8 protein-coding genes and 1 pseudogene are annotated in these 12,417 nt (G+C 50.6%); 3 read left to right on the top strand and 6 right to left on the bottom strand.

Going from position 1 to position 12,417, the window contains the following annotated elements; translation table 11 throughout:
* Positions 1-8: 8 nt before the first annotated feature.
* The 3 genes from OLG56_RS20850 to metJ all read right to left on the bottom strand — a co-directional run bounded on the left by OLG56_RS20850 (position 9) and on the right by metJ (position 3,436).
* Complete coding sequence (locus OLG56_RS20850; protein ID WP_000792791.1) at positions 9-671, bottom strand: TIGR02117 family protein; 663 nt, start codon at positions 669-671, stop codon at positions 9-11.
* A 200-nt stretch (positions 672-871) separates the two neighbouring features.
* On the bottom strand, positions 872-2,662 hold the full coding sequence (locus tag OLG56_RS20845) for an aryl-sulfate sulfotransferase (protein ID WP_061377448.1): 1,791 nt from the start codon (positions 2,660-2,662) through the stop codon (positions 872-874).
* A gap of 456 nt (positions 2,663-3,118) precedes the next feature.
* The gene (gene metJ, locus OLG56_RS20840; protein ID WP_000852811.1) at positions 3,119-3,436 is read right to left on the bottom strand and encodes a met regulon transcriptional regulator MetJ; all 318 of its coding nucleotides are present in this window, start codon (positions 3,434-3,436) and stop codon (positions 3,119-3,121) included.
* Between the two features lie 264 nt (positions 3,437-3,700).
* Here metJ and metB point away from each other — a divergent pair, with 264 nt between their 5' ends.
* Both metB and metL read left to right on the top strand, forming a co-directional pair.
* Positions 3,701-4,861 (top strand): cystathionine gamma-synthase, encoded by a 1,161-nt coding sequence (gene metB / locus OLG56_RS20835; RefSeq protein WP_001609395.1) that lies wholly within the window; start codon positions 3,701-3,703, stop codon positions 4,859-4,861.
* Between the two features lie 2 nt (positions 4,862-4,863).
* Positions 4,864-7,296 carry a bifunctional aspartate kinase/homoserine dehydrogenase II gene (metL, locus tag OLG56_RS20830; RefSeq protein ID WP_061377447.1) on the top strand — a complete coding sequence of 811 codons (2,433 nt, stop codon included), beginning with the start codon at positions 4,864-4,866 and terminating at the stop codon, positions 7,294-7,296.
* A gap of 125 nt (positions 7,297-7,421) precedes the next feature.
* Here the strand turns inward: metL and mscS are convergent.
* From mscS to OLG56_RS20815, 3 genes and pseudogenes are all read right to left on the bottom strand, one after another.
* Positions 7,422-8,279, bottom strand: a pseudogene (gene mscS / locus OLG56_RS20825) (small-conductance mechanosensitive channel MscS).
* Between the two features lie 2 nt (positions 8,280-8,281).
* Complete coding sequence (locus OLG56_RS20820; protein WP_061377445.1) at positions 8,282-9,280, bottom strand: MFS transporter; 999 nt, start codon at positions 9,278-9,280, stop codon at positions 8,282-8,284.
* Positions 9,281-9,514: 234 nt separating this feature from the next.
* The gene (locus OLG56_RS20815) at positions 9,515-10,639 is read right to left on the bottom strand and encodes a hypothetical protein (RefSeq protein WP_001583921.1); all 1,125 of its coding nucleotides are present in this window, start codon (positions 10,637-10,639) and stop codon (positions 9,515-9,517) included.
* Positions 10,640-10,774: 135 nt separating this feature from the next.
* Here OLG56_RS20815 and OLG56_RS20810 point away from each other — a divergent pair, with 135 nt between their 5' ends.
* Positions 10,775-12,331: a bifunctional metallophosphatase/5'-nucleotidase gene (locus OLG56_RS20810; protein WP_207011594.1), complete on the top strand. Its 1,557-nt coding sequence runs from the start codon at positions 10,775-10,777 to the stop codon at positions 12,329-12,331.
* The last annotated feature ends 86 nt before the right edge of the window (positions 12,332-12,417 follow it).

The following is a 12,417-nucleotide window of genomic DNA, read 5'->3' as shown; positions in this document are numbered from 1 at the left end:
TTTGTTTTCTAGGGATAACAGTATTTGTTCAGACACATTCTGTGATCCGTAATCGCTTTCATTACGCTTCCTGCCGTGAGTTTTAACGAAGGATTTATAGTCAGTCCCGCGCTTTCCAGCCCCTTCGCTGTCCATTTATTGCAGGTATTGAGTATGCCGTAGCGGCCATTCGCGGCGTAAAACTGGCTATCGCCGTAAATTCCTTGTTTTAACGGAATCAGATTACCCTCTGCGTCACGCGCAAAGCTGCGGCCCAGATAACGCATCAGACTGTTACGCTGGTTTGTGTGCAGGAGCAGTGATTTTATCTCGCTACCGGCGAAATAGCGTTCTGGTTTACCGGAAAAGGCGACGATGTGCATAACCGCGCCGGATGACCAGAACATGGCCTGGAGCGTAAGCGCGGTGGTTATTTCTTGTGACTGATAAAAGCCCTTATCGCCCCAGCCGATTTCATACCACTGCGTCTCCTGAGCGAACCGTTTTTTAAGCTGTGGCAGAACGGTATTAACATCATGGGCCGGCGCAATAATTCCCGTGTGCCAGCCATGACTGACGATATAGATTTCCGTCGGGGAGGGATGTCCGCCTGTCGTAGGTTTTACGGCTTGTGGAAAGGTTGTGCAGCCATATAGCAGTAAACTTAACCAGGCGATAAAGAGATTTTTCATGACATATCACCAGCAAAGGCGCGGTATGTTGTGGCGTTTGTCTAATGACGCTGCGTTTATCGGGTCGGTGCCGGATTGGTAATTCATTGATATTTTTGCATTCCTCTTCGAGGGCAATAAGGCGAATGTCATAACTACAATACGTTTTAACCATTCAGGCGGAAGTTAGCTTCCGCCTGTTTTACTTTTACTATCTCGCTTTATTTTTTAAACATCTGCTCTGGATCGATAATCAGCGCCCGATAACCCAGCATACCGGCACGGTTACTGTGTACTTTTAGCTCCAGCATCACATCCTGAGTACCGTCTTTGACTTCATCCAGAACGGAAACGATCGGTTTTGTACCGCTCATTCCCGCTGTAGCCGAGTACATGAACATCGTTTTGGTTTCCGGGCGATATTCCGTGACGGAAGTAATGGCGCTGTACCAGTCAAAACCGCGCTCTTTACCATATTCCCACATTTGGGAAACCGTCATATTTTTTTCGTCAATCTGATATTCCACGCCGCGGGAATATTTCATTGACGGCATGGCCGGTTGTTCCATGCCGCGCGCATCGCCGTTATCAAAGGCGGTCACGACGGTTTTACCTCCGGTGCTTTTGGATGGCACTAACCAACCGGTATGTTGTGTCCATGTCCAGTCAAATCCACCGTCGCAGTGGTGCGCTTCGCAGGTCAGCGGTTTACCGTTGCTGTCTACGGGTTTCAGCACTTTTTTCGCCAGTTCGCCTTTCCAGCCGGATGGATCGGAAAGTATCCATTTCACTTTTTTATCGCGACCAATTTTGATGATGGCAGACTGGTGGCGCGAGCTAATGATAATGCTGTCGTCGCGAGGATCGTAGCTGACGGAGTTGACATGCGCCCAGTTGCGGCCCGGGCCGGAACCCGCGATATCGCCGAAGGGTTGTTTTGCAAGCTGCTCTTTGGTCATTACCTGACCGGAATGTTCGGCATCGACGCTCAAACATACCGCTCCCTGATCCATCGCCAGAATAACGTCGTCACGATAGGGGTCGAGGATTTTTGGCAGATCCCAGTAATCGACGGTATCGCCGTTCTGGTTAACTTCAAGAATATGATCACGCACAGTATTGATGGTGTATTTACCATTTAATGGATAATTTTCTTTTGCGACACGCAGCAGGTAGGTGCCTTTCGGCGTTTCGGTAATGGCGTGCGAAAAATCAATAAATCCTTTTGGCAGTCGTTTATCGGAAATAACGCGGCCTAAGAAATCATATTTAAAGTAACGTTGACCCTGGCCAAAAATAAGATTGCCATCGTTAACCTGATGGAAGCTCATCATGGAACCAAAGCGCGTTATATCATCCTGGTTACGGAATTTATCAATATTCATATAGCCGCGAACATCGCCATTCGTATCGCTAATCCAGTTGATACCGGTATAATCCCAGTTTGCCGCGCCGCCTGCGACATGCATAATGTGGCCGGCTCTTGGCATCCCTGTTATATGGTTAAAAAGATATAAGCGATTTTTAAGCGAGCTATCGACTTTAACCGGTTCTACCGTAGGAAGAACGGCAGTTTGCCCGGTAGTAGAGGGTAATGATACCGGTGCGGCGTAAATGGACCACGTATAAGTTTGTTTTTTACCTTCTTCAGTCCAGTCAACTTTAACTTTATTGACATAATCTGGATACAAGCCAAATACAGGTATGCCGTCATGGGTATTTATAGCCTGCGGGCCGACATCATAACTGATCGGGATGCCTTTTTCCCCTTTCCCTAAAACGGTAACCTTCACGTCCTGTACATTATGATTGGCTTTATTAATGATTGCTGTTAATGGGAAAACGCCGCCGTAGGGAGCGACATCGACCATACCTAATGGCCCTTCATGTACTGGAATGACATCTGCTGATGCGACCATTGGCCTGTTTGGGTCTAAAACGCCTGAGGCCAAAACGCTGCCGCTCAAACACAGGCAGCATAATACAGATAAGACTTTCCTTGTAAATAACATATTTATTTCCCCATTCGATATTATCGATAAAATGAATGTATATTAACCTTCTTATTTATCGGAGATGAAAAAACATTTAAAAAAGTAAAACAATCCGCGGAGGGGAATAATGATGTTGGTCACAAATATGAGGTGTCCATGGTCTTTTTAACAATACTCATCGTTATACTATTTGTTCAGTAAATATATGGTGGTGTATTATTATTCATGTGCGCTTTGCTACGTGAAACTTTAAATAAAGATTGGAAGTTTAAATATAATAAAATTATATCGGTTATGGCATGCCGGGAATTTTTTTCAGGAAAATAACGAAGAGAAACTTATCATGTCTGACAAATTTATCCACCGAGGGCTATTCGGGAAGATGAACATTTAGAAAAATGTCGGAGATAGCCGTGTACGGCGGGAATCGTTAAAAAAGCGCGGCCAGAGGCGTTCTGACCGCATGCTTTGCTATCAGTATTCCCACGTTTCCGGGTCAATCCCCATCTCACGCATGATCTCTTTTGCCGCTTCCGGGATTTCATCGCTGCGCTCTTTTCGCAGATCGGCATCATCCGGCAAGGGTTGCCCGGTAAAGGCGTGCAGAAATGCTTCACACAACAGCTCGCTGTTGGTGGCGTGGCGCAGGTTGTTCACCTGACGACGCGTACGTTCATCGGTGAGGATTTTTAACACCTTCAGAGGAATGGAAACCGTAATTTTTTTGACTTGCTCACTCTTCTTACCGTGCTCAGCGTATGGGCTGATATATTCGCCGCTCCATTCAGCCATGAGATACTTAATCCTCTTCGTCATTAATATTGAGGTCTGAACCTGAGCCCGGACCATAATCGCGCGTAGTTTACCGTAGTGGCGCGGCCCTGACACGAAGTTAGCGGTCGCAGATGTGCGCTAATGCATATAATTTTAACGGCTATTTGCGGTTTGCTCAATCTATACGCAAAGAAGTTTAGATGTCCAGATGTATTGACGTCTATTGTGGTAGTGGTTAATCTGTGGCCTGACTTTCACCGACTCAGCCAGGAATATCTTCATATGACGCGTAAACAGGCCACTATCGCAGTGCGTAGCGGATTAAACGACGACGAGCAATACGGCTGCGTTGTGCCGCCAATCCATCTCTCCAGTACCTATAACTTTACCGGTTTCAATGAGCCGCGCGCGCATGATTATTCCCGCCGCGGTAATCCCACGCGTGATGTTGTTCAGCGCGCATTAGCGGAACTGGAAGGCGGCGCGGGCGCGGTATTGACGAATACCGGCATGTCGGCGATTCATCTGGTCACCACCGTTTTCCTCAAGCCGGGCGATCTGCTGGTCGCGCCGCATGATTGCTACGGCGGCAGTTATCGTCTGTTTGACAGTCTGGCGACACGCGGCTGTTATCGTGTGCGATTTGTCGATCAGGGCGATGAACGCGCCTTACAGGCGGCGCTGGAAGAAAAACCGAAGCTGGTACTGGTAGAAAGTCCAAGTAATCCATTGTTACGCGTGGTGGATATTGCGAAAATCTGTCGGCTGGCGCGCGAGGCGGGCGCAGTGAGCGTCGTTGATAACACGTTTTTAAGCCCGGCGCTGCAAAATCCGCTGGCGTTGGGTGCCGATCTGGTGTTGCATTCATGCACGAAATATCTCAACGGTCATTCGGATGTCGTGGCCGGCGTGGTGATTGCTAAAGATCCGGAAACGGTCACTGAACTGGCGTGGTGGGCGAATAATATTGGCGTGACGGGCGGGGCGTTTGATAGTTATCTGCTGCTGCGTGGTTTGCGAACTCTGGTGCCGCGTATGGAGCTGGCGCAGCGCAACGCGCAGGCGATTGTGGATTACCTGCAAACCCAGCCGTTGGTGAAAAAACTGTATCATCCGTCGCTGCCGGAAAATCAGGGGCATGAGATTGCCGCGCGTCAGCAAAAAGGCTTTGGCGCAATGTTGAGTTTTGAACTGGATGGGGATGAGGAGACGCTGCGTCGTTTTCTGGGCGGGCTGTCGCTGTTTACGCTGGCGGAATCTTTAGGGGGAGTGGAAAGTTTGATCTCTCACGCCGCCACCATGACGCATGCCGGTATGTCGCCGCAGGCGCGTGCCGCCGCCGGGATCTCCGAAACGCTACTGCGTATCTCCACCGGTATTGAAGATGGCGAAGATTTAATTGCCGACCTGGAAAATGGCTTCCGGGCTGCAAACAAGGGGTAAACATGAGTGTGATTGCGCAGGCAGGGGCGAAAGGTCGTCAACTGCATAAATTTGGCGGCAGTAGTCTGGCGGATGTGAAGTGTTACCTGCGTGTCGCAGGCATTATGGCGGAGTATTCGCAGCCTGACGATATGATGGTAGTGTCCGCCGCAGGCAGTACCACCAACCAGTTGATTAGCTGGCTCAAGTTAAGCCAGACCGATCGCCTTTCTGCGCATCAGGTATTACAGACGTTACGCCGCTACCAGTGCGATCTGATTAGCGGTCTGCTTCCCGCCTACGCGGCAGATGATTTAACCAGCGCTTTTATTAGCGATCTGGAACGTCTTGCCGCCTTGCTCGACGGCGGTGTAACGGATGCCGTCTATGCCGAGATTGTCGGACACGGCGAAATTTGGTCGGCGAGATTGATGTCCGCCGTCCTGAATCAGCAGGGGCTGGATGCCGCCTGGCTGGACGCGCGCGCATTTTTACGCGCCGAACGCGCCGCACAGCCGCAGGTTGATGAAGGGCTATCTTATCCTTTATTGCAACAGCTACTGGCGCAGCATCCTGGCAAACGTCTGGTCGTGACCGGCTTTATCAGCCGCAATCATGACGGCGAAACGGTCCTGTTAGGCCGGAACGGTTCCGACTATTCCGCCACGCAAATCGGCGCGCTGGCGGGCGTTTCCCGCGTGACCATCTGGAGCGATGTCGCGGGCGTTTATAGTGCCGACCCGCGCAAAGTGAAAGATGCCTGCCTGCTGCCGTTGCTGCGTTTGGACGAAGCCAGCGAGCTGGCGCGTCTGGCGGCGCCTGTTCTGCACGCCCGCACGCTACAGCCAGTGTCCGGCAGCGATATCGATTTGCAGTTGCGCTGTAGCTACACGCCGGATCAAGGTTCAACCCGAATTGAACGGGTGCTGGCTTCCGGGACGGGCGCGCGTATCGTGACCAGTCACGATGATATCTGTCTGATTGAGTTTCAGGTGCCCGCCAGCCAGGATTTCAGGCTGGCGCATAAAGAGCTCGACCAAATTTTAAAACGGGCGCAGGCGCGTCCGTTGGCGGTGGGCGTGCATCGCGATCGCCAGCTATTGCAGTTCTGCTATACCGCCGAGGTAGCGGATAGCGTACTGAAACTCCTCGACGATGTCGGGCTGCCGGGCGAATTGCGCCTGCGGCAGGGGCTGGCGCTGGTGGCGATGGTCGGTGCGGGCGTCACTCGCAATCCGCTACACTGCCATCGCTTCTGGCAGCAGTTGAAAGGTCAGCCAGTGGAATTTACCTGGCAGTCGGAGGAGGGCATCAGTCTGGTGGCGGTCCTGCGTACCGGCCCGACTGAGAGCCTGATTCAGGGGCTGCATCAGTCGGTTTTCCGCGCCGAAAAACGCATTGGCCTGATGCTGTTCGGTAAGGGGAACATCGGCTCCCGTTGGCTGGAACTGTTTGCCCGTGAACAAAGCACGCTTTCCGCGCGTACTGGTTTTGAATTTGTGCTGGCGGGCGTGGTGGATAGCCGCCGTAGCCTGCTGAATTATGAAGGGCTGGACGCCAGCCGCGCGCTGGCATTCTTTGATGATGAAGCCGTTGAGCAGGACGAAGAGTCGCTATTCCTGTGGATGCGTGCGCATCCGTATGATGATTTAGTGGTGCTGGATGTGACAGCAAGCGAGCAACTGGCCGATCAGTATCTGGATTTCGCCAGCCACGGTTTTCATGTGATTAGCGCCAATAAACTGGCGGGCGCAAGCGCCAGCGATAAGTATCGCCAGATTCATGACGCGTTTGAAAAAACCGGGCGTTACTGGCTGTATAACGCCACCGTGGGCGCGGGATTGCCGATCAACCACACGGTGCGGGATCTGATTGACAGCGGCGATACGATTCTCTCGATCAGCGGGATCTTCTCCGGGACGCTATCCTGGCTGTTCCTGCAATTTGACGGTACGGTGCCGTTCACCGATCTGGTGGATCAGGCCTGGCAGCAGGGGTTGACGGAACCCGATCCGCGCGTCGATCTTTCCGGAAAAGATGTCATGCGTAAGCTGGTGATTCTGGCGCGCGAGGCGGGATACGACATCGAGCCGGATCAGGTGCGTGTAGAATCGTTGGTGCCGGCGCACTGTGAAGAAGGGTCTATCGATCACTTTTTCGAAAACGGCGACGCGCTGAATGAACAGATGGTGCAGCGTCTGGAGGCAGCCCGCGAACTGGGGCTGGTGTTGCGTTACGTGGCGCGTTTCGACGCCAATGGCAAAGCGCGCGTCGGCGTTGAAGCGGTGCGTCCGGAGCATCCGCTGGCGGCGCTGCTGCCGTGCGATAATGTCTTTGCTATTGAAAGCCGCTGGTATCGCGATAACCCGCTGGTGATCCGTGGGCCGGGCGCGGGTCGCGATGTGACCGCCGGGGCGATTCAGTCTGACATCAACCGCCTGGCGCAGCTATTGTAATAAAGGCAAGTTCGTGAGCGAAGCGCCGGGTTGCGCTTCGCTCCCTCATCAATACGTTTCAATACGTTATGCAGTCATTCTGTAGATACTGATATACGAAGCGCCATCCGATTGCTGACGAAACATTATGGCGTGATGCTTTTTACATTCTCAACCCGGACATCCATCCGGGGGTAAGGAATATTGATGCCGTTTTCATCCATTGCTTCCTTGATATTTTCCAGAAGATCGTAGTAAGTACTCCAGTACTGAGCGTTGGGCACTCATACGCGAACATAGAAATTCAGGCTAGAGGGCGCAAGTTCGCCCAGGCGGACCGTAATATCGCGGGTTTTATCAATGCGATGATCTTGCTCAATAATACGATGTATCACGTTTTTTACGTCAGCAATACGGCTTTGGTAATCCACGCCAATAATCAGATCAATACGTCGATAGGGGTGTCGTGAATAGTTGATGATATTATCAGCAATAATTTTACCATTCGGGATGACAACTTCTTTGCTATCCGCAGTGAGCAGAGTGGTGGAGAAAATATGGACCTTTTCTACTGTGCCGATAACCAGGCCAATTTGTACAATTTCCCCGGCGCGGAAAGGGCGCAGGGAGACAAGCAGTACGCCTGCGGCAAAGTTGGAAAGTGACCCTTGCAACGCCAGGCCAATGGCTAAACCCGCCGCGCCGATAACGGCAATAATTGAGGAGGTTTCTATACCGATACGGCCAAGAGCGGCTACTGCCGTGAAAGCTATCGTGATGTAGCGAACCAGCGCGGAGAAAAAGTGGACAATAGTGGCATCCACTTGCCGCCTGAGAAGTAATTTTTCCAGCCCCCTCGATAGTAAGCGAGCTATTAACTTACCGATGAAAAGTAGAATGATGGCGGCAACAACATTCCAGCCAAAATGAATTACCGAGTCACTGTGCTCGGCCATCCATTTGATCGCGCCTTTAATTTTTGGAAATAACTCAAAACCTTCCATGTTTATCCTCTGTCAGCAGTATCCGCGGTATTAGCGGTAATAAAACGGTTCATTTTTGCCTGGATAATCGCCGCGCCGACGGGTGGCAGCAGTAACGCCCAGAATAGTGTCCAGCCGGTTCGTATTCCGCCATCTTCGTTTTTATTCGCCAGCAGAGCGCGGATTTCGTCGCTAAGCGTCAGACACAATATGGCTGTGCCAAACGGCATAATGGCTGACAGCCATCCCGCGCCACATGCGGTCATGAGTCGGGGCGAAGGCGCCACAAATTGCATTTCCCGGTGAATTCTGAAGAACCAATAAATAATATAAAATGGAATGAAAAAGGCCAATAATGCGACGACAACGGGTTCTGCGCACTCAGGTCGCTGGGTTGATGAGAACCTTTTGGGTGGAGCAATATAGAAAAGTTCTTTTTTGAGCGGTAATAGTAGCAAAAATGCGATAACCGCTAAAGTAATCGCGATTATTCCTATATAAGGAATTGAGTATATAAATATAGACAGACAGCTAGCGATGATAAATTTGAACAGTAAGCAGAGGCTAAATAAAATAACAAATGTCTGTGTACTGCCGATAGCGCTGAAAAGCAGCATGGGGACTAACAGCGTTACGATCCCCACACCCAGACTAATTAAAAACTGCGCTATGATAAGCCTGACTACGTCAGACGGGCCATTTACGCAGAAGGAACAGACCACGCTAATGATTAACAGGAGCGCAACAAAGTAGAAGGGGTAACAATTTTTTATACGGCAGACAAACCAGCTGGCAACCATACCCAGGAGGTATCCCAGTTGGCCGCAAACGAGAATAACACCAATACGATCGGCTGGAATAGACAGTGATTTACTCCAAAAATAAACACCATACGACGATCCCAGCGAACTGATAAAAGAGAGCACCAAAAAGAAAAAAGTGATCCCCCAGAATCGATAGCTACTCAGGAGATCGGCGCAGGTCCATTTTTTATCTGACATTGACGGTAAAGTAATTTCCATATTTATCCCTTGTTTTCCATAGAAAATAAGAATGTATAGAACTATTTAAATTGATAATAAATATTGATTATGTGAATAACGTTTATAGCCGATTTTAACTTAAAACGAAGGGCCATTTTATCAAATAGTTCTATTCTTTTTCAGCGTATAAAAGCAGGATGTGAGGTGATTAAATCTATAGCGCCTTCTGAATGATAATCTGTGATTTTTTATGCGTGGCATTACATCATTGGGTTAAATGTGATTCCATTGTGAGTTATATTTTTCCGTCAGCAAATACAGAATTTGCGTGACGCGTTTGGCGGAATAGTGGGCGCTTTGCTGGAATTCAGGTTGTTGCCATAGCCAGGTAACAAAGCGGCGACTGGCCGCCAGATTAACGGCGACACCTTGTTCTAAGTGGGAACCAGTTAACGAACAGACCATTTTGCGGTTGTGACCTTGCCCCCAGAGTTGCCACTGATTTTGCCACCATCCCTGCCATGTTTTGCCTAACAGTTGCCACTCTGCGCGGCAATCGTCATCGTTTATCTCTTCCTCAACGAACCACAGCGAGGAGAGACGCTGGCGAAACCGCTCCGCCCATGCCGTAATGACCGCGCCGCGCAAAAAACACTCATGGGCAATGATGTGTGTCGCGACATCAGGAAAGCGGTTTTTCAGCACCCGAAAATGACCATGCGCCGTAATGACCGGGCGAAGTATTGTTCCTTGCGCGTTACGTTTAAGCGCCGCCGGGCCATACTGAATCTCATCGAACTGGCTGCGCTGTAAAAATTGCCGTTCTTTAATGGCGATACGGTGGATAATATCGCCATCCTCACCCTCGGGCGGCGCAATTCCTTTCCAGTGGTAATGCAAACTCTTTCCGGCAGAAAGTAACGTGAAATTGCTGGAAAGGTGAAGAACATTGCCGCGAACAGCGTCAAAACTAAATAAAAAGTACAATTGCTGGAAGGCATTCGCTCCCTGAAACGGTACGAGCAGCGGAATACTGCAAATCTGTTCCGGTGTTTCGGCGACATTCAGCGCGTGCTGTTTTGGCGTCCAGACCTTCTTACAGTACTGGCACTGAAGTCGCTGCGTTCCGCCGGGATTACGTCCATAACGAATCCATGTTTTTTGATAGCAGTCGGGGCAAAAGTGACCATGCTCTTTGGCATATTGCGCGATATAAGCAGACGCCCAGCGGCGAAATTCCCCCTCGTTGAAGAGCGGTGGATAACTGCCGCAGGCTCGACAATGCAATGCCGGATAACCCAGGCGATAGTCCGGCCACACATAATCCGGCGAGTCAGGCAGCCCAAGATTGCGACAACCAGCGCTTTTGCAGGCATTAATGGTGAACAGAGGCGGCATACATTTTACCAACGATTTTGGCAGGTCGTTGATTCTGCCTTCATAAAACGGTACGCGGGTGTGAGGACTCTCACATAAAAAAACCTTTCAGAACGTAACGTAGCGAATCTTTATATGACTGAAAGGGACTTATTTATGAAAGTAAAACTGCTTGCTGCCGGTATTTTGTTCACGCTGCCGTTCTGGGCCTGCGCTAAAGATGTCACCATTATTTACACCAACGATCTACACGCCCATGTGGAGCCTTATAAAGTGCCGTGGATTGCTGACGGTAAACGCGATATTGGCGGCTGGGCCAATATCACTACGCTTGTGAAGCAGGAAAAAGCCAAAAATAAGGCGACGTGGTTTTTTGATGCCGGAGATTACTTTACCGGACCGTATATCAGCAGCCTGACGAAGGGTAAAGCGATTATCGATATATTGAATACCATGCAGTATGACGCTGCCACTATCGGTAATCATGAGTTCGATCATGGCTGGGACAATACATTGTTGCAACTGAGCCGGGCAAAATTCCCTATCGTGCAGGGCAATATTTTTTATGAGGACAGTAGTAAATCCTTCTGGGATAAGCCGTACACCATTGTTGAAAAAGATGGCGTCAAGATTGGCGTAATCGGCTTACACGGTGTCTTTGCTTTTAATGATACGGTATCCGCCGCGACGCGCGTGGGCATTGAGGCACGCGATGAAATTAAGTGGCTGCAACGTTACATTGATGAACTTAAAGGTAAAGTCGATCTGACCGTCGCGCTGATTCACGAAGGCACCCCGGCCCGCCAGTCCAGCATGGGGAATACCGATGTGCGACGCGCGCTGGATAAAGATATTCAGACCGCAAGTCAGGTAAAAGGGCTGGATATTTTGATTACCGGCCACGCGCATGTCGGTACGCCGGAACCGATTAAAGTCGGTAATACGCTGATCCTCTCAACGGACAGCGGCGGTATTGATGTGGGTAAACTGGTGCTGGATTACAAAGAGAAACCACACCACTTTACGGTGAAGAACTTCGAGCTGAAGACCATTTTTGCTGATGCGTGGAAGCCCGATCCGCAAACGAAACAGGTGATCGACGGCTGGAACAAAAAGCTCGATAAAGTCGTGCAGCAGACGGTGGCGCAGTCGCCGGTTGAGCTGACCCGCGCGTATGGCGAATCGTCGTCGCTGGGGAACCTGGCGGCGGATGCGCTGCTTTTTACGGCGGGGAAAGACACCCAGTTAGCGCTTACTAACTCTGGCGGTATCCGCAACGAAATCCCGGCTGGCGCGGTGACGATGGGGGCGGTAATCAGTACCTTCCCGTTCCCTAATGAACTGGTCACGATGGATTTAACCGGTAAACAATTGCGCAGCCTGATGGAGCATGGCGCCGGATTAAGCAACGGCGTATTGCAGGTGTCTAAAGGGCTGGAGATGAAGTATGACAGCAGCAAACCTCTCGGCCAGCGGGTTACCGTGCTGACGCTCAATGGCAAGTCGATTGACGATGCTACAGTTTATCACATTGCCACCAACAGCTTCCTTGCCGACGGCGGCGATGGTTTTGCGGCGTTCACGGAAGGCCAGGCGCGGAATACCTCCGGCGGCTACTATGTGTCGAATGCGATAGTCGATTACTTCAAGGCGGGCAACACCATCACGGATGAGCAGCTCAAAGGGATGCGCGTTGCGGATGTGAAGAAGTAATTTCCCCTGCCGCGGCGCGTTCAGTGTCGCGGCGTGACATGAAGAAAATTCAACTTTGCTGAATATTCCTCATTCTTTGGCGTGAT

This window comes from Salmonella sp. 2018103, assembly GCF_026247685.1.
In the GTDB taxonomy this organism is placed as follows: Bacteria; Pseudomonadota; Gammaproteobacteria; order Enterobacterales; family Enterobacteriaceae; genus Salmonella; species Salmonella enterica.
Note: the sequence above shows the minus strand (reverse complement) of the source record. Positions and strands in the feature narration are given on the sequence as shown.

What these genes read in the sequence shown, in the direction of transcription:
- OLG56_RS20820 (WP_061377445.1), bottom strand. Translation starts at nt 9,280, where the DNA reads ATGGAAATTACTTTACCGTCAATGTCAGATAAAAAATGGACCTGCGCC.
- OLG56_RS20850 (WP_000792791.1), bottom strand. Translation starts at nt 671, where the DNA reads ATGAAAAATCTCTTTATCGCCTGGTTAAGTTTACTGCTATATGGCTGC.
- metL (WP_061377447.1), top strand. Translation starts at nt 4,864, where the DNA reads ATGAGTGTGATTGCGCAGGCAGGGGCGAAAGGTCGTCAACTGCATAAA.
- metJ (WP_000852811.1), bottom strand. Translation starts at nt 3,436, where the DNA reads ATGGCTGAATGGAGCGGCGAATATATCAGCCCATACGCTGAGCACGGT.
- metB (WP_001609395.1), top strand. Translation starts at nt 3,701, where the DNA reads ATGACGCGTAAACAGGCCACTATCGCAGTGCGTAGCGGATTAAACGAC.
- OLG56_RS20815 (WP_001583921.1), bottom strand. Translation starts at nt 10,639, where the DNA reads ATGCCGCCTCTGTTCACCATTAATGCCTGCAAAAGCGCTGGTTGTCGC.
- OLG56_RS20810 (WP_207011594.1), top strand. Translation starts at nt 10,775, where the DNA reads ATGAAAGTAAAACTGCTTGCTGCCGGTATTTTGTTCACGCTGCCGTTC.
- OLG56_RS20845 (WP_061377448.1), bottom strand. Translation starts at nt 2,662, where the DNA reads ATGTTATTTACAAGGAAAGTCTTATCTGTATTATGCTGCCTGTGTTTG.